Annotated in this window: 14 protein-coding genes; 3 read left to right on the top strand and 11 right to left on the bottom strand. The window is 48.2% G+C overall.

Annotated elements, in window-relative coordinates; translation table 11 throughout:
- Window positions 1-28: 28 nt before the first annotated feature.
- A complete protein-coding gene (glnD, locus tag LX98_RS16275) occupies window positions 29-2,734 on the top strand; it encodes a [protein-PII] uridylyltransferase (protein ID WP_496429899.1) in 2,706 nt (901 codons plus the stop codon).
- Between the two features lie 980 nt (window positions 2,735-3,714).
- Here the strand turns inward: glnD and LX98_RS16270 are convergent.
- The 10 genes from LX98_RS16270 to LX98_RS16225 form a co-directional block, all read right to left on the bottom strand.
- The gene (locus tag LX98_RS16270) at window positions 3,715-4,875 is read right to left on the bottom strand and encodes a PIN domain-containing protein (RefSeq protein ID WP_496429898.1); all 1,161 of its coding nucleotides are present in this window, start codon (window positions 4,873-4,875) and stop codon (window positions 3,715-3,717) included.
- 55 nt (window positions 4,876-4,930) lie between these two features.
- Window positions 4,931-5,461, bottom strand: a complete 531-nt coding sequence (locus LX98_RS16265) for a hypothetical protein (protein WP_496429897.1) — start codon at window positions 5,459-5,461, stop codon at window positions 4,931-4,933.
- 980 nt (window positions 5,462-6,441) lie between these two features.
- Window positions 6,442-6,576: a hypothetical protein gene (locus LX98_RS16260; RefSeq protein WP_496429896.1), complete on the bottom strand. Its 135-nt coding sequence runs from the start codon at window positions 6,574-6,576 to the stop codon at window positions 6,442-6,444.
- 255 nt (window positions 6,577-6,831) lie between these two features.
- Window positions 6,832-7,428 carry a redoxin domain-containing protein gene (locus LX98_RS16255; RefSeq protein ID WP_496429895.1) on the bottom strand — a complete coding sequence of 199 codons (597 nt, stop codon included), beginning with the start codon at window positions 7,426-7,428 and terminating at the stop codon, window positions 6,832-6,834.
- Between the two features lie 1,518 nt (window positions 7,429-8,946).
- The gene (locus tag LX98_RS16250; protein WP_496429894.1) at window positions 8,947-10,782 is read right to left on the bottom strand and encodes a hypothetical protein; all 1,836 of its coding nucleotides are present in this window, start codon (window positions 10,780-10,782) and stop codon (window positions 8,947-8,949) included.
- A 474-nt stretch (window positions 10,783-11,256) separates the two neighbouring features.
- Window positions 11,257-11,619 carry a hypothetical protein gene (locus LX98_RS16245; RefSeq protein ID WP_496429893.1) on the bottom strand — a complete coding sequence of 121 codons (363 nt, stop codon included), beginning with the start codon at window positions 11,617-11,619 and terminating at the stop codon, window positions 11,257-11,259.
- Between the two features lie 88 nt (window positions 11,620-11,707).
- Window positions 11,708-12,220 carry an Aq_1264-related membrane protein gene (locus LX98_RS16240; protein ID WP_312646314.1) on the bottom strand — a complete coding sequence of 171 codons (513 nt, stop codon included), beginning with the start codon at window positions 12,218-12,220 and terminating at the stop codon, window positions 11,708-11,710.
- Window positions 12,221-12,237: 17 nt separating this feature from the next.
- Window positions 12,238-12,927, bottom strand: a complete 690-nt coding sequence (locus LX98_RS16235; RefSeq protein WP_496429892.1) for an FMN-binding protein — start codon at window positions 12,925-12,927, stop codon at window positions 12,238-12,240.
- Window positions 12,909-13,355 (bottom strand): DUF3576 domain-containing protein, encoded by a 447-nt coding sequence (locus tag LX98_RS16230; protein WP_496429891.1) that lies wholly within the window; start codon window positions 13,353-13,355, stop codon window positions 12,909-12,911. Before LX98_RS16230 ends, LX98_RS16235 begins: the two co-directional genes overlap by 19 nt.
- A 258-nt stretch (window positions 13,356-13,613) precedes the next feature.
- Window positions 13,614-15,041, bottom strand: a complete 1,428-nt coding sequence (locus LX98_RS16225; RefSeq protein WP_496429890.1) for a putative porin — start codon at window positions 15,039-15,041, stop codon at window positions 13,614-13,616.
- Between the two features lie 486 nt (window positions 15,042-15,527).
- Here LX98_RS16225 and LX98_RS16220 point away from each other — a divergent pair, with 486 nt between their 5' ends.
- Window positions 15,528-16,133, top strand: coding sequence for a hypothetical protein (locus LX98_RS16220; RefSeq protein WP_496429889.1), 606 nt, complete (start codon window positions 15,528-15,530; stop codon window positions 16,131-16,133).
- Between the two features lie 66 nt (window positions 16,134-16,199).
- Entirely contained in the window at window positions 16,200-17,204 is a 1,005-nt protein-coding gene (locus LX98_RS16215) for an FAD:protein FMN transferase (protein WP_496429888.1), read from the top strand.
- Between the two features lie 74 nt (window positions 17,205-17,278).
- Here LX98_RS16215 and LX98_RS16210 read toward each other — a convergent pair whose 3' ends face one another.
- Entirely contained in the window at window positions 17,279-17,938 is a 660-nt protein-coding gene (locus LX98_RS16210; protein WP_496429887.1) for a Spy/CpxP family protein refolding chaperone, read from the bottom strand.
- Between the last annotated feature and the right edge of the window lie 277 nt (window positions 17,939-18,215).

Below are 18,215 nucleotides of genomic sequence, written 5' to 3'. Positions count from 1 at the left end.
TGGTGAGTGCTGGCGGGAGCTGCCATCGATGAGTGAAGGGATGTCTTTGCCCCATACCGGTTTGACGGAACATAAGGACTCCTCTCCGGGGCTTCATGTTCTCCAGTCCCAGCGCGAGGTTCTTCGGCAACGCCTAATTGAAGGGGCGACCGGCAGTGAGATCACCCAGGCTTTTTCGGATTTCATGGATGCTTTACTGATCGCGCGATTTCGGGAGGTCATTCAGCAAGGCAACGCAGGTGTGCGAGCTGGATGGCAGCAATGCTGTTTAGTGGCCATGGGGGGGTATGGGCGGCGGGAGTTAGCCCCCTATTCCGACATTGATGTGATGATTCTCACTCAGGGCAACCAAAGGGAAGTCGCTGAGGCACTGTCTACCGGCGTCTTTCACCGGCTTTGGGATCTTGGGTTTCAAGTAGGGCATAGTGTGCGGTCCCTCGCAGAATGTCTGACGATTGCAGAAGCCGATCTGGCGGCCTGTACCTCACTGATGGAGTCACGATTTCTTATCGGCAGTGCTGCAGTGTTTCAGGAATTTCAACGGAAATTCGAACGCCGGATCATCAAGAAATGGGCGCAACGGTTTGTCCTGGATAAAATTCAAGAGCGTGAAAGAGAGTATGCCAAATTTGGTGAGACTGTCTTTATGCTGGAACCGAATATTAAAAAAAGTAAGGGTGGGCTTCGGGATCTGCATTTGCTGCAATGGGTTGGCCAGGCCCGATATGGAGCGGGGACGATTCAAGAACTCTCGAATCGGGGAATAATTGCTATTCAGGATTATCAGGTTCTGCAAGAAGCACAGGAATTTCTTTGGCGAGTCCGGTGTTTTTTACATTTTGAAGCGGGACGGGCTCAAGATATCCTTACCTTCGACGATCAGGTTCGGCTCTCTGCACTTTGGGGATTTGTGGATCATCCCCATTTGTTGGCCGTTGAGCAATTTATGCAAGTGTATTTCCGTCATACCACCGGGTTGTTTGACCGTAGTCGGCGGTTTCTTGACCAAGCCAGGGAGGAATCCTGGTTGGATCGGGTTCGCCAGTGGTGGCCTCCTCCATTAATTGAGGGGCACTTCCGTATCCTGGAGAATCGGCTGACAATTCAAACGGATAAACTCCTTGAGGTGATGGAGAGCCCCATGTTGCTTCTGAGGTTATTTGAAATCTCTCATCGTCAAGCAGTCCCCATCGATTCGCGCATTCTCAATGAATTGTCTCAGCACATGGGAACCCTACCCAATGAGTTGTTTCATACCAAGCCGGTGAGTCGGCTTTTTCGACATATTCTGGCAAACCCTGGTCGAATAGCTCAGATTCTTGAGGCCATGCATCAGGCTAGTCTACTGGAAAAACTTGTTCCCGCTTTCTCCCGAGTACGTGGCCTCATGCAGTTCAATCAATATCATAAATACACGGTCGATGAGCACAGTCTGCTCGCAGTGAGGGAAGCGGAACGGCTTCAAAATCATCAAGGGATCATAGGAGAGGTTTACCGAAACATCGTTGATAAAGATATTTTGCATCTGGCGCTCTTGCTGCATGATTTAGGCAAAGGGCGTCCTGGGGATCATAGTGAAGTCGGTCAGGAGATCGCCCATTTAACAGCCGATCGGTTGGAGTTATCTGAAAAGGAACGGCAGACTCTCGCGTTTCTGGTTCGCCATCACTTGCAGATGTCTCATACGGCTTTTCGTCGAGATCTCAACGATCCTAAAACCATTGTCACTTTTGCCCGTTTGGTAAAGACTGTCGGGATGCTTCAAAAGCTGTTTATTCTGACTATTGCAGATATATCAGCGGTGGGACCTGAGGTGATGACGAAATGGAAAGAGTCCTTATTAGGGGAATTGTATTCCCTGACCTACGCAGAGCTTGCCGGGGATGCGGGTTCAGTGTATTCCGGTGATGGGAATAAGAATATTTCGTCCGAAGCTCGGGACCAACTTATCAAAATTTTAAAGGCCGATCGAAGCGAGGGACATTCTCCGGAACCCAACTGGTCGGAATGGGTGAATGCCAAACTTCAACAACTCCCCAGCCGGTACGTTCAGTCGACACCGGTTGACCAAATGGCGGCGTACCTCTTAGCCATTCGTTCTCTACCTGTCAAGCCGACTCATGTGGAAGCCAGATTCAATCAGGCATCGGGTGTTACGGAGTATGTGCTGATCACTCGTGAACAGACCAAACCAGGTATTTTTATGCAGGTGGCCGGAGTGTTAGCCGCCATGGGTTTGCAGGTATTGGAAGCGCAAATTATGACACTGAAGGATGGCACGGTATGGGATGTGTTCTCGGTACATGATTCAGATTATGAAGGGCCGCCATCTGCCGGACGCCTAGAGGAGGTGGCAAAGGAAATTCAAGAGGTCGTGGAGGGAAGACAATCAGTTCACCAAATGATTGAACGACGACGGCGCATGGCCTTTGGTCGTCCGTTTCCTACAGGCCGGCATCCAACGGAAGTTCATATTGAACATGGGGTCTCAGATGCCTTTACGGTGATTGACCTCTTTGCCGACGACAAGCAAGGGTTGCTCTTTGTAATCGCCAAAACGCTGGTTCAATTGGGTCTTTCAATTCATATGGCCAGAATCGGGACCAGGTTGGATCAGGTGGCCGATGTTTTTTATGTGACCAATTTTCAGGGAGAAAAAATTCTTTCCGGTGAAGACTGTGAGCAAATTCAACATACTCTTCACGCCGCGGTTGATCATTTTCTGGATGAATAGTTTAGGTCGTTCTTTCGTAGATGCACCATTTGCCGGCGTGGTAAATTATGGAGAGGAACATTTGGCATAGATTAGATTTTTTTTAGTCAAAAACCAGCCATAAGCCATTAAGCATTGTCATGGAATCTTCAGATGGTTTAAATGCACGGGAGAGTGTTTCGGAAATTCCCTGATCGTCAGGATTGTGAATTAATGATTGGCGACACTGCCTGGTATCCTCCTCAAATTCCCCTGGTTGATAACTAGATTTAGCCCAAAACATTTGAAGTGTGCAATTGGACAATGGAGGATGAATACAGAAAGAATTTCTGTACGTGAAAAGAAGTGTGTGAGAAATTCCCGCAGAGTAACTATTATAACAAATAGGCCAATGTGGAAAAAAATGGCGCCTCATCCAAGAGATCAGAAGGTGGAGCCTTGGCTTTGATCCTGATCGGTAGTTATGCCACGAGCGCTTTCGTGGTGACATGGGCAAGGATGAGACTGGTCACGTCTAGGTATTGGCCCATTCCGTATGGGTGGCAGGGGTCTGCCGTGGCACAGTGGTTGCGATGCTCACCCTCTCTGAAGAATAACCTATTTTCTCCAATAGAGCATTAGAGGATCTCATGGATGAGCTGGGCGTGCCGATGGCCTCTGGTTTTGACTGTTTCCCTCAGGGCGGCTAAGGCCTGGGAAGTAATTGCCGATCCGCAATTCGTACAGCACCAAAAGGCTCCGGTTGGTGCAAGTGTACTGTTCTGGCATTGAGGACAACGTTGGAATGACATTGTTGATTCCTTTCTTAAAGTAATTCGTGTCAAAAGCCAGCATCAAAGAAAGTAGGGGACCCAGGAGTGCGGGTGGGCCCCCCACTAGCTTGGAGAGGGGAAGAGCTCTCTCCGGGATAGACTGACAGTTTGGTTAATGTAGACCTCAAGGTTAATAAATATTGATGTCGTATGATAAAGAGGTTGGATAATTATGCCATCTGTCCGTCCTCATCCATGATCTTCCAGGAGGCTGCGAGAGTATCCCGAAGCCACCTTGAGAGGTGGTTGAAGATTGACAAACATAGGAGAGTTTTTGGACTGAGGAGTTGAGAAAATCATTCGTCCCGTGTTCGTTTGCATAAATCGGGTCACCACCACCTCAATCGCTTGACCAACCAGAGTCGCACCGTGGTCCACGACGACCATCGTGCCATCATCTAGATGGGCAATGCCCTGCTCCTGCCCCTGACCCTCTTTATGAATAAAGACACGTATGGTTTCTCCAGGCAATACCAAAGGGCGTAATTGGTAGGTTAATTCGTTCACGTTGAGGGAGAGCACACCTTGAACTGATGCGACTTTTGCCAGGTTCCAATCGTTGGTTACGATCTTGGCTTCACGGTTTTTGGCTATGGCGATGAGTTGATGGTCAACCGCTGATATGTCGGGTTCCCAATCCTCTATTATCACCACGTCCAGATTTGGCAGTTCCTGCAGTTGGGATAGGATATCCAACCCACGCTTCCCCTTAATTCGTTTAGAGGGGTGAGCGGAGTCGGCTAATGTTTGGAGTTCATGCAGAATACTTTTGGGAACCAGGAAAGGACCTTCCAAAAAACCTGTCGTGCAGAGAGGTAGTATTCGGCCATCGATTATCGCGCTAGAATCCAGCAATTTTTGAACGGTGTTCGCTGGGATGAGCGAACCGTGAGGAGAGGACTCTTTTTGTAGTTCAGCTTTTGGGGTCAGTGACAGTATGTTGGAGATGTGGATACCAACCATCAGTCCGATGTACGGACAGAGAAGAAAGACATGCAGCCCGATCCACGGGGTAAGAGGAGACATCTCGAGCAGCCCTGTTCCCATTCCCATGATCAATACAAAACCGATCCCCGCCAAGGCAACGATGAGGCCAAAACTACCACCAATCAAGGTAGAACGGTGACATGCGGTCAAATGTCGTTCTAACCATAGAGCCAGGCAGCCGACTGCTAAGCCTGTGGCTCCCCAGAGAACAATGTCTGGAAGGGCATCGGTCCACTGAGACGGAGCATGACCAAGACCACCATACATCCCCACGCTTAGACAAAAGAGGAGATACATCCATTGGTGAATGGAAAGAGATTGGGATTTTGAAACGGGGGATAACGCAGAGTCTGGCGCAATCATCTTAAAGTTTCTCCTTCAAGGGTTGGTACAGAATTCCATTGTTGGGGGAGGAGTGTCAGCCTATTGGAGCCTCAAATGGTGAACAGTGTGGCAGAAGATGGTCGGAGGTAAGCCTCGACTTAAGATCAGCTTGAGCGGATCTCCGACAGAATTCACTTTCTGCAACCTCCAGCACTGTTGTGATGCCTCGAAGGTTCAGGTCATGGAATAGGCGAAATTGTAGGCAGCAGCGATGGTCAAAAAATAATGTTTCGCATCGATGGGGCGGTAAGGAGGCTGAGAGTTGTAGGGTACGTCCCAAACGATTGAGAGGATCAGTCAAATAGGGGAGACCAAAGTCCTGAGGCGGACGACACCAGGAATTCCCAAGAAAGGCGTTATCCGGTACTAAGACCGCGAGCACGATCTTTCCTGCATGGAACCGGTTGACCTGTTGTTCCAGCAACCATGCATCGTTTTCAGTACAGGCAGGTAGGCAGCAGAGCACAAATTGGGTTCCTTGAAACGCTGTCAGGGAAAGATACTGCCATTTGCCATTTAGCAAGCATGGGGTTTTCCACATTGGTGCGCGTGTTCCGATCTTCATGCTGTTCCCTCCTTTGTAGTCAATAAAAAACCTTCTGGGTCCGAGTAAATCAGACATTGGCAAGGTTATGTCCGGGTATCTGTGAGCATTCGGGTTGCAGTGCCCAAATTACCCTCGTATATTTTTATGATTTTGATACCCATAATCATTATCATTTATAATACCTAAAAAGAAAAAGAATTGTCAATTTTGAGACCTCTTCGGCCAGGCAGGTTTAACACGGGGTAGCTGTTGTCTTTCTCCATTCCAGCCAGTCACGATATTTCCGCCCGTTTTTTTTACCTCCCTAAATTTCATAATCGGGTTACGCTATCCTTCCGTGCGAAACCTTGTTTGATTACTTTGTGCGGGTATTCCATCTTTGAACTGATCTTTTTCCTTGCCCAAATTAAGAGGCGGGCAAAGGTTGAGTTGACCTTATGCAACGTTAGACCTCCAATTCCATGATTGGGGAGTCAAAAAGCTGATTTCCTTGAGGGAACTCTTCCTGCATTTCCTGAACTGAGATACGGAGTGATGGCCTTTTAGGTAGAGGTTTTATTAAGTGGCCTGGCAAATATCGAATCAACCACCCACTCTCCATATTTAACTCCTCATAGGATGATGACCGGATACCTGGAATGACTGGTTTATTGCTGTTCGCTCCATCTTGAGGATTGTGTGGGATTGAAGTTGGGAAAGTGAGACCCTTGCGAAGACCGAGCAAATGATTTCATAAAAAATCTTGCTTAAGATCTTGGGAGGGCGGGGGAAGGCCCCAGGTTTTTTTATTGGGTGAAAAAAATAATCAGGAATACCATCTTTCGTACGATCATTAGGTAATGGGCATGAGGGGATTGGGAAGGGATCGCAAAGCATGGCATGAATCGAACCTCCCGCTTGAACGTTGGCCATGATTTGGCTTTGCCAACCAAAACCGATCAAATTCATTAAACAGACCTGCAGCCAACTTTCCCGTTCTTCAACTCATCCAACTGGTCTTATTGGCTTAGGACCAGTATGATTCCGGGCCATGCCCACAGGCCAATGATGCTGAGAAAAACGATTCCTAAGGATACCGACAAACTGATGAAAACCGGCTTTTCCCCTTCGATGATAAATGAATCTCGTTTCATGAGATCTTCCTTGAATTTCTTTACCAGATTAAGAGCCATCAAGTACGTTCTCTTTGAACGTACTTGATGGACACCGAATGTTTTCCTCAATGACAAGTAGTGGCTTTTGCGTCAGCGAGGCTGGGTGCTCTTCGAAACCCAGCGGTGTTTGATACCTGAGCCGCCATTCTGGTCAATTGCATTGCATAGGCGAGGAACTCTTCTTTCTCGAAATGAAGAGTAATCGACCCATAGGTGAGATGAATACGACTACAGTCACAGACGTTCAGCTTGAGTTGTTGACTTGATGGCATAAGTGTCTCCTGAGTGGTATGAGGTTGATTTGCCAGTGAGTATCAGCAAAGGGTTGGGTTCAGATCCTGTTTTGGCAAACATGAAATTGTTGGTGGCAGGATTATGGTTTCGTTTTTGAGCAGGCTGAAACGAAAAGTCCTGACATTGTTTCAACATGCCCAAAAGGAGGGTCATGCCATGCCAATTGAACAAATGGCTCCGTCGGTCTCTGATTACTCCCTCTGGGTCGAAGATGAAGGTCTGGCATTGATTAAAGGGAGGTTCACTCCATAAGCCCAGGGCTCGACCTAAACGTTGTGTAGAGTCAATTAACAAAGGGATGGAAAGGATTTGGGTTGTGGGGAGGTGCGATCCGTGAGACAAGTGAGCGGGGTGTTGCATACCCAATAAGAGGGCGCCTTGTTTATGGACGGTTCTGCGAAACTGATTGAGAAACACGGCATCGCAAAATTCAAGTGTGGGAAGGCAACACAACATGCCCCATTGTCCTTCTAAGCTCGCTAGATCCAAATCGATCATATTTCCCTTCAGCAGTGCAGGAACTCTCATGTGTGGCATGGTGGAATGTCCTATGTTCATGGGGATAGCCTCCATTGTTTGTGTCCTCCGACTAAATGAAGAATTGGGCGCCCCGGAGGAGGAAAAGAGACCCAATCTTTTTGGGTGCGTACTGGGTAGCTCGCTCGCCCTGGAATTTTGTTCGTATGTATGATTGTTTGCGTTCATTGGCAGTTTGTCCCGGCTGGATTCCGCCCAATGGAAAAAGATTGTTGTAATTGTGATCTCACATTTAATGATAATGAAAATCATTTGTATTTTCAATATTAAATTGAAATAAATATTTTGTCTATGCTCAAAAGGCAGAAAAGCCATGTCTTGAGTCTATAAACTAATGGAGCGATTCTCTTTCAGTCAGTAGACCAAGGGGCATCAGGATGCCGAATCACGGAAATCATAAGATTTTTTGCAGTGATAAACGGGCAATACGGGTTCTTCACCTGTTGCTGCAGGATTTGGCCAGGTGTTTTGCCCGGATGGGTGGACGAGGGGGGTTATAGTCCTGGAGGAATTTTGAAATTGTGGAAATCGGTATGGCCCATTGATCCCGGTTTCAGGTATGAGCGATTGTCGATGTGACAGGACGGAATGAATGAAATTTCAAGATGTCCCCGCCTCCTGTACGAAACAGCTGGCGACGATGTGAACCACCTAGGGCCAAATGAAAATCATGTAATTGCACCCGCAACACCTCGAGCATCCACCTTGAAAGTCCACGAGAGAAAAGGCGATCAGCAACCCGGAGAAATAACCAATGACCGGAAACATTTTCCCTCGTACCCGCCCGATGCGCAGCTTGGTCCAACGAACGCTGCACCATAAGGGAGTCCCTTGCGGGATTTCATCGCGCGATGGCTTCCAGGGTTTTCCTGCCGAACCTAGGGTTTGAATGGGGCATACCTCTTTCGGTTCATATAGAGGCTTCAGGAAGACACATCGCATCCGTTAGGCCGCAACAGATCATGAGTTCGGTGAGGGTGGTATTTCGGTTTGGTTTTTTCCCATGTTGATATGGAGGCATTCTGCCGGAAACAATAAACACTTTTCTTATGAGGAAGGGCTATCTTTCGCGCTTTTCTTCTCCAGGGAATGGGTGATCGCTTGATTTTTAATATTGCCAACACCGCACCAACCAGTCGGCCATGCTTTCGAGCCTTTTTCTCCTAATGGACACAACCTCCCTGAGCGTCTTGTAATCGGCCTCAAGGCGAAGGATATTCGGGCCATTTCGTGAAAACCAAGTCACTTAAATACTAAAAATAGGAATGAGCTGGATTGGGAAAAGCAAAGAACCAGGGCGAATCTTCTTCAAAGGAAGTTCCTACCGGTGTATGGCTTTAGATGATTTTTTGTTCTTGACTGCCGGAGTGGTGGAAGCGATAGAAGTTTCCTGCAAGATGAAGTAGGCAAAATACAAGCCCACGGTGAATGACACACCGTGGGCTTAAGGAGGTTCAGTTTCTTCTAGTTGTGAGAGTTCCGTGTGGAAGGCTTTGCTTGAGGCGATATGTTCGTCGTTTATTCGTAGTCTTCGTTTAAGGATCGTAGGAACGCTGTTAAAGCCGGGATGTCTTCTTGAATTAAGGCAATGTTTTTCAGATGGGGATCACCACTGCGAAGCATGCCCTTTCGCGCTAAACCCGAATTTGTAATATACCCCTGAATCACATCTTCAAGCGTATTGGCGATACCGGCGTGACTATAGGGAGCCGAATGGCTCAAATCCCGGAGGCCGGGAGTTTTGAAAGCCCCAATAGCTCTCGGTAGGAGTCGATCTGGTCGACAGGCCTGGAAGCCACGAAATACCCCAAAGTGTTCATTGAGGACGTCCTCGCAAAGGATTGACCAAATGGGTAGCTGGGATTCGGGGAAATCAGGATTCCAGAAAATGTTCCAGATTCCCAGATCGGTCCATTGGGTGTTGTCTGGCGAGGGAATAGCGCGGAATGGTTCTTGAGCATGAGGATGCTTTGCTGTGGCAGGCAGATAGGCTTCGATATTATTATTTCGCCGATGCAATCCAGGTATTTCCAGGATGGAAAACGATTCGGGGCCGTGGATGCGTTCATACTCCGTTTGGGCAATTCCCGTGTTGTGAAAACGGAAGTCGGTGAAATGTGGTGGCGTATGACATGCAATGCAATTCCCAATTCCTCCCTGAGCTTGGTCACTGGGCCGAATGTGATGGCCTTTATGACGATGCTTGTGTCGACCCTGTTGAGCAAAAAATATTTTCAACCCTTGTAGTTCCTCAGGTCCAAAGGTGAAGATTTGGTCATGGAACTGAAACTTGCCATCTGCCGTATGAGGATTTTTCTCAACAAACTGAAGGGTCGGGTCATCGTGAGAAGATATTGAAGGCCATCGGGAATAATTTTGCGGATCGTATGACTCGAGAAATTTAATCTGTTGAAGCAATCGACGAGCATATGAATTGGGAGATTCCCACTTATCGGGTTGACGAGGCAAACTGTTGATTTTCAGAAAAACATCATAAGGAGAAAGATTGAATCCTCCCTCGTCATCCTGTGAGAAGAGAAGTTGGTCCGTATAGGCGGCGATAAGTTGTGAAACCGCCTGGACAATTTGTAGGTCGGTGGCTTGAGAAACCTCTACGCGAAAATCTTCAGGGATCAGAAAGTCTTGAGGAATAGATGGATCGGTTCCGGTGAACATGACACGATAGGACAATCCGCCAAATTCCTGCGCCAGATCTCCGGTTCCCGAGTCTTCTCGAATAATTCTGGCAATATGTGAGATGGCGGCTTCCTGCTCGTCGGAAAGCCATCCATAGTTCCGTCCGGTCAGGGTCCCTTTGACCAAATCCACCATCGTCGGAAATTCAGCATCGGCGTGTAGAAAAAACATTTGTCGAGGAAGAGCAGAATTGACGAGCGGTGGCACGTTTCGGACCGCGGTGTGTTTTCCATCTTCCCGGGCTGGAATAGGACTCCGTCGTGCAAAATCCGAATAGGTATTCATTCCGTAGTTTGGAACATCGAGGAGTTCATCTACAAAATGGCAACTCCGGCAGTTCATAGATTGACCGGCAAACGGGCCATCGGCAAATTGATCTGGCGGGAGTTGCCAATTCGCCACTTTGTCGAGAGCGGGATCGCCTTGGGGCAAGGGGTCATTCACATCGCCTCCGTCATCCAGAAAAATTTTAAATAATTGGGCAAATCGAGTTTCCAGAAATAACCGTTCTCCGTTGGTCACTTCCGGTGGATCAGCTTCTTCGGCTTCCTGAGCTAACACCAGAGGGACATTGACGAAAAAGGATAGAGTTGATGTGAGTAATGCGATACAAAAGACCTGCGCGCAAGAGAACATAATAAATCGATGGACGTTCATGGGTGCACCTCGCGTTAAAATGAATCGCTCTTCGGAGAAATCCTCTACGATCTCTCTCTCTTTGGATAAATTGTGGATGTATCCTCACACGTCATGTGTTGAGGAGGAGTGAGGCGAGGGGGACAGGAGGAGACCCACCCCCTCGCCCACATGAGGATGAATAAATAATTACTCATCCTCGGGATATATTAAGAATCAGCGCATTACCATCCTTGGACACAAAAAAAGCCCATGAGCAGACAATGTCAGCTCATGGGCTCTGGACTCGAAAAGTCTCGGGCCTTAGGAATATGGTGAGACGTAATTAGTCATCAAACTCTGGCATCATCAATGCCCTCATTTGGCAGCGAATTTTCATTTATGCGGTGCGACGAACATCCATGGAAATCTGCTGCCTATTGGAAGATCTCCGGGCAACAAGTTAAGGCCAGCACGGGCGACATCTGGGAAATGAGTCATTGCAAAAGTCAGAATTTATGGTTTTTCAGCCAAAAACCAGCCCTTGCTGTTCATGCATTGTGCCAAGGCATCATCAGTTATTCCTTTGCTGAATGGGTTCAATGAAGTCTCGGAATGTACTTCATTGATCAGGATTTCCCGACATGAGCGCAAATCCTGTTCGAATTCACCCTCGCCTGCGTCTGGTTTTGCCCAATACAAATCTGGTGCGCAGGCAGAAAGAAATATGGAAAAGAGGCTGATGCCTATCCATTTTCCAAAGCCATGATAACAAGGAACCCTTGGCCAGGCCGATGTAGGATGTGGACGAAGATTCTGTTCCTCTCTCATGAAAGTATAGCCGTCTGACTCGATTGAGTGAGAAAACTCTTGTCGCATCCCATCATACAGATCCAGTAGCTGTTTTAGGCCAACCGGTGGTTGAAGTGACCCGCGTCTAGGCATGGGTTGGGGTAAAGGGCATAAGTCAGTCATCCGACTCCGGCATCATGAAGGCGGATTTTTGCCACCACATTTCATACATGGGTATGACGAACATGATGAGAAATCCCACAACCATCAGGATGTCTCCGGTTAACATAGCGATGGTGAAGATTGGGGATACATAGGCAATCAGCCAAGGTGAAACCAGATCCAGAGTGACCCCGACAAAAGCCATCCATGTCGTAACCACTTTTAGTGTGGGGCTAACCATCGTGAGATAGAGGACGTGGACCAAAATCATGAATGTGACCGGCATGGTAAACAGATGGAAATGTGTGGTCTCGGCCAGTTGACCAAACGGCATTGGTTCACCAAAAGTTGCATCCGATCCTCGATAATGTTCGGCAAGGCCTTTAAGGCTCAACTCCGTCATGCTATGAGCCCAAAAGAAGGTGAAAATGAATCCTGCGAGCATCAGCAGGAGAAACCAGGTATAGACTAAGCGGATATGACGGTCGGTGTCGCGGAGCCGGAAGCGGGCATTGAAATTTCGCATTCCATTGCTTCAGGAGGTTAGAACCCCAGCAGGGACTCCAAAAAGTTTTTGTCCGTTCGACTGGCCGTATTAATGGGGGGACTTTGACTCTGGGATTGCAGGTACAGTTCATGGGCCAGGACGAGGGCGCGTTTAACGCCGGCACTCATGGATCGCACGGACATGGTAGCGCCGGAAATGTTGATGACATCCCGGTTAATCCGAATGGGGTCGTCAATCGTTTTTCCTTGGTATTGGTAATTGAAGCGTTTCTTTCCAACTTCGCTCCCTCGTGATTCTCGGTAGACCAATACTTCAACGTTGGTGATTTCTCCATCGGGGTCAACTCCAACCATATAGGTCATCGGTTTATGCTTACCGATGGTATGTTGGACGAAAGCCCATCCATCGATCTTTCCGTTCGTTTCCCCAATATAGCAATCAAAGGTCGATTCCGGAAATTGCCATCCGATTCGCTCTTCGATAATTCGTTTCTGGTTATCGTTGAGGGTGATGACCTCTAAGCGGATGGAATCGGAGTCAGGAAGTGTCAATTTGGCAGCCTCTTCCGGCGTCAGGTAGACGTCTTCCTGAACCATTTCCTGTGGAGTCAAATACCGCTTCAATTCATTATCCCAGATCTGGTTATTCTCGGCATTGGAGGGTTGAGGGGCAAACGCCAGTAAAAGACTCCCGAAAATAGCGATGTTTAAGATTCGATGAAACATCCTTCAGCCTCAAGTTTTTCGGTTAAGTTGTTTAAAATGAGATTCACGGCTTGTTGTGATGGTTCGACCGGATACCAATCATAAAGTCTGGCCCCGCCACGGAATCCCCAATGTTGCCGACGTTCCGCAATTTGGAGGCGCACGGCATTGGAATCGAGGGGCTTCATGGTCAGGGTCAGTTGCGATCGTTCTTTGTCCCCCATGCCTTCCCGTTGGAAAAGGCCATACTTGGCGCCTTCCACATATTCCACCCGCCACCCGGTTTCGATTACGCCGTTGGATTTGTCTTTCTTAGTCACGGGATAGGCTTTGAGAGTTTCCAATGAGGAATTCCAAACGGAATCAATTGGACAGGCCATGTATCGATCGACAATCAGGTCTTGACCGGAAAGGAAGTTGCAGCCAAGCATATAGGCTGTGAATGACAAAATAAGGATTCCTCGAAGGAGGGAAGCAGGAGATAAAGCCATAAATAAAAAACGAGAATGATTTTCGATTTATTTGAATTTGATTCTCATTATGAAAAATGAGAACGAATTGTATCATCCGATGTTCAAGGGGTCAACCGGTATGTTCTTTAAAATTTGGTCTGATGTGGTCTATATATTTCATAACTGATTGAAGCTAAAAAAACAGAGAGAAACGACAAAGCCGTTTCTCTCTGTTTTCCGGTTCAAAGCGAAATTTTAGAAATATGTGGCCCAGGATGCGACAAAAGCCGTATCATGAATTCGCTCATTTCCATTTCGACCGACGGGCGTATATTGGAAGTCGGTTTTGAAGACAGTATCTTCTGTGGGACGGAAGTTCAGGCCAAAGGTCCAACGTTGCCATTCCCCCAGTTTCCCGGCCTCCCCACTTAAATCCTGTCCCAGGTTCATTTGTTCCCAGCGAACTATGGCGGTGAAGGTAGAGACTTCCGGCTTGAAGAAGGTGGGGGCCATTCTGGTTAGCCATTCCGGAAGGAAATGGTAATTCCCTTGTAAGTAATACCCTTGCATTCTGCGTGGATTGCCATTCCGGGTTCCGTCTTGATTGATATCATTGTCCTTGATGTAAGACCAGGCACTTTCTCCGATGAATTCAAATGGGCCTCGTTGGAAAGTCCAATCCAGGGCCCAAATGGCCAATTTATCATCCTTATTCGTGCCATAATTCCCGTAAAATCCCGAACCACCGATTTCCACTCCCAAAATGGGGCTGAACGCGACACGTCCCATGACGGATTTGCCGTTATTATTGTCAAAGCTCGTACTATCTGATCTCGCACTGCGTATTCCGTTTGTTTGGTTGATATTCGACGTGTTATTAGGATTTCCGTTTCCTCCAAAGGCGTTAGTGAATCCATTGGTCACGTAGATTTCGTAATCCAGCTTCGAAAGAGCGGTGGGGTAAAAGGTGCCGTAAGCTCCCACACCAGGTTGGTGAAGCGTTGATGGAATGATCCGTTGAGACACGAGAGGGCGTTCGGTGAGATCACGGAGTGGGGCGTCATGCAGGAGGTTGAATTTTCCAAGGGGAGCGAGGATAATGCCCGCCCGCAAGTTGATGGGTTCTTGTACGAGATAGTCGATGGTCGCGAATTCCACTTTGATGTCGTTGGTTCCATGCTCGAATTCAATTTCTGCCGCGAATTTCACCCGATCGCTGATATCCCCGTATATGAAAGGTACCAATCGATGCTGATCGAAATAGCTGTTCCCTTGATTTTTGCGATTGAAGTACTCGATATCCATGTAGCCGCCGACGATGGCTTTGGGGGAAGAAACGAAGGGCCGGGCATAGATCAATTGTCCGGACCCTTGCATGGTTGATCCGTATTTCTTATCAGGCGTACGTGGTTGTGATAATCCTCCTAAGGTTTCCTTAACGGGTTCCCCTGGGCGTTGAGTGGGTGGGGCCGCATAAGTTGGCGGGGCAATCCCGGTCCCTGATGGCTCCATCGGTGGCATGCCTGCCTCTGGGGACCCCTGCCCTTTCAGATAGTCTTGAACCGCTTGTCGAACCGCTTCCTGTTGAGCGGGTGTCAGTGCTTCTTCGCCGGAGGCAGAGAAGGCTGGAAAGGTTGGAAACACAGCAAGGGCCATAAGGACCCCGATTGTGAACTTCTTCATGAATGAAAACCTCCTAATATAGGATTGGGACGCGGAGGTCCTCAGGAAAAGGGTAGGGGACTCAAGGTCCTCAATGGAAGGAACTCATGATAAACCGGGAATCGGAGCACAACGTATGTTCAGGAGTACACTCAATCGAAGGGTCAGCCCCGTCATTAGTCGCTCAATACGGTAAAGGGAATGAAAACAAGACGTTTGCAGCGTTTGCATTTCAATTCCACTCCATCTTTTTTTAAGATGGCCATCAGTTGCCCGCAATGACAGCGTGCCTCTGAGGTGGTGGTGCATGGAGAAGCTATTTCAGTTCCTTGAGTCATCTTGATGTTGAGTGTAATTATTGTTAATTTTGAAATTGATAACTGTTATTAACAAGGCCCTTAAATACCGCATGAGTTTGGCTTCTGTCAAGAAGGCCTTATTTTTTTCGTAATCTTTTTATATGTGTCAGTTTGTGGAGAAGACAGGCGGTATGATGACGGGATGGCCATGCTGAACGTTCGTGCTTGTTGTTTAGCGTTTGTAGGGATGCTTGTTGGAATGAGTATGGGATGCGCGTATCAGCTTCCGTCTCATCCCTCCCAAGAAGACCTCACAGAGCCCCTGGTTTTCGGACACATTTACGTGTGGCAGGAAGAGCCGTCCGGAAGAATTTATATACCGGAATTAGCTTCACTTGAATTCAGCTCCAGGGATGGTCAAAGGCGGTATCGTGTGGAAATTGAGGCGGCTTCCTCCTATTTTTTTCTGTCCTTGGAGCCAGGCCGGTATCAAGTGACCCGAATATTCATTCAGGAAGGCGTATTTCGATCCAGTGCGGAAGTTCCGTTAACCTTTGAGGTTCCGGACCAGGGAGTGGTGTATCTCGGCGGTTGGCGATTCCAGGTTGATCCTCCGAATTATACAAGAGAGTTAGAGGTAACCATTGTCTCCGAATCGGTAAAAGCCATCGTGGAAATGACGGTTCGTTATCCCTCACTTTCCTCCAATGTGGTCTTGTTCTCCCTGGCGCAACCTCCCCTATTACGGGCACGATTGTTCGAAGTCACGCCCTACCCCAGATTCCGATACTTCAATCGCCATAATTCCACATAAATTCTTTCAAACGGAATTCCGGCTGTTCTGCCATCAACGTGATTGTTAAAGATTAGGAGATTTCTCATGGGGCGAATGCAGAAAATCCTTGGACTCTGCTTTTTGATTCTTTTCCTGGCGGGCTGCCAGGGCACGCCTCATTTGGTGAAGCGCAGCCAGATGCTGATGGGAACCGTGGTGTTTGTCACGGCGGTTGGAGCAGATGAGACGGTTGCGCAGAGGGCCGTCAAAGCGGGGCTTGATGAAATCCGGCGATTAGAAGAGTTGCTGAGCACGTGGATTCCAACCAGTGAATTATCACAGGTGAATGCTGCGGCGGGACGGGAATCAATACAGGTGAGTCAGGAAACTTTTGAAGTCCTCACCCGATCGCTGGAGGTGGCGAAACTCACGCAGGGGGGGTTCAATATTGCCCTTGGTCCAGCGGTGAATGCATGGGATGTCAGCGGGGAAGGGCATGTTCCGTCCCAGGAAGTTCTGGAAGCGCTTCGTCCGCAAATGGAGTTATCAAACATGCAATTGGATAAAATAACGCGAAGTGTGTGGTTGCGGCGTCCTGGAATGTCTATTGATGTTGGAGGGATCGGGAAAGGGTATGCGGCCGACCTCGCTGCCCACGTGATGCGTATGGCAGGAGCGACTGCAGGCGTGGTGGCTTTGTCAGGGGATATTAAGACCTTCGGACGTATGCCGGATACCCAACGCTTTGTGTTTGGTATCCAGCATCCCCGAAAGGATCAGGGTCAGGTTTTAGGGCGGATTGAGTTGGAAGATGAAGCGGTCTCTACTGCGGGAGATTATCAACGGTATTTTATGAAAGACGGGGTTCGCTTTCACCATATCCTTGATCCCAAGACCCTTTATCCGGCTCAGGGTTGTCAAAGTGTCACGGTTATAGCCAAGGATGGCGTCATGGCCGATGGGTTGGACACCGGCATTTTTGTCATGGGTCCTGACCAGGGAATGGCCCTCATTGAGTCGTTGCCGGATGTTGAAGGAGTGATTGTCAATCAGGAAGGCACCGTGTTTGTCTCATCGGGTCTAAAGAATCGCTTAAGCCTCGAGCCGTAACAAGGTCTTCAACATTTAATCAAAAAAAGGAGGCATGAAGCCTCCTTTTTGTTTTGAGCATAGACGTGGGCTGCTTAGCCTTGTTTGTCCTTGGAATGGTGGGAATATCCGCCTGGATGACCTTTCGTCATTCCGCCATCTTGATGGGCATTGATGCGATCATGGACCGCTTTCATGCGAGAGCGTTGCTCGTCCGTTAATACGCCCTTGGCGTCTCGCCCGGCTTTTACTGATGCCAGGTAAAGGCCTGCACGAATCTCATAGAGACTCTTTAGCTTCGATTCAACAGCGCCCAAGTCCCCTTGGTCATTCCGCAACAATTCGTGCAAATCCAAGCTGGTCAGTTGCATGTCAGCTTTCATTTTAATTTTGTTTTTTTCAAAATCGGTTTTAATTGTCTGAAGTTTGGTGACCTGATCCTCGGTAAGGGCCATGCCTTCTTTGAATTTCAATATGTGCTCGATAAATTCAGAGGCACTTTGATGGGGCCCATGTCCTGATTTGTGGGCGCTTCCTCCTGTTCCATAGCCACCAGACATGCTCGTGCCATGATGAACCTGGCCATGGCCATAGGCTCCTGCTCCGTGGGGGGACGTGCTGTGCCCGGATGGGTGGTGCGCATCTCCTCCATATCCCGTAGCCAATCCCATAGCAGGGAATCCTAGAATTAAAGACAAGACACCGGACCAGAGTGGAATCATTCGTTTGTGTGTGGTGTTGCCGGTAATGGTCATGTGAACAGCCTCCTTTCGCGAAGAGAAAAACGCTATGGTGATAGAAAAAATGAGGGGACAAGTCATGATGATCTGTGAGTTCCCTGACTCATTCATATTATACACGGGAATGCCGAAAATGTAGCACGTAAGTCTCTATCTTATCTCAAAAATTCAAGAGGTTACACAACCCCCCATTGATTTGAGGCCTTGCTTCGGGTGACAAGGAAGGAAGATGAGCCCGTGGGTGAGGTATTTTTTTGGTTCGATAAGGGGTCGAACCAATGTCCATGTGAAA

The sequence above is a fragment of the Nitrospira marina genome, from assembly GCF_059568365.1.
Note: the sequence above shows the minus strand (reverse complement) of the source record. Positions and strands in the feature narration are given on the sequence as shown.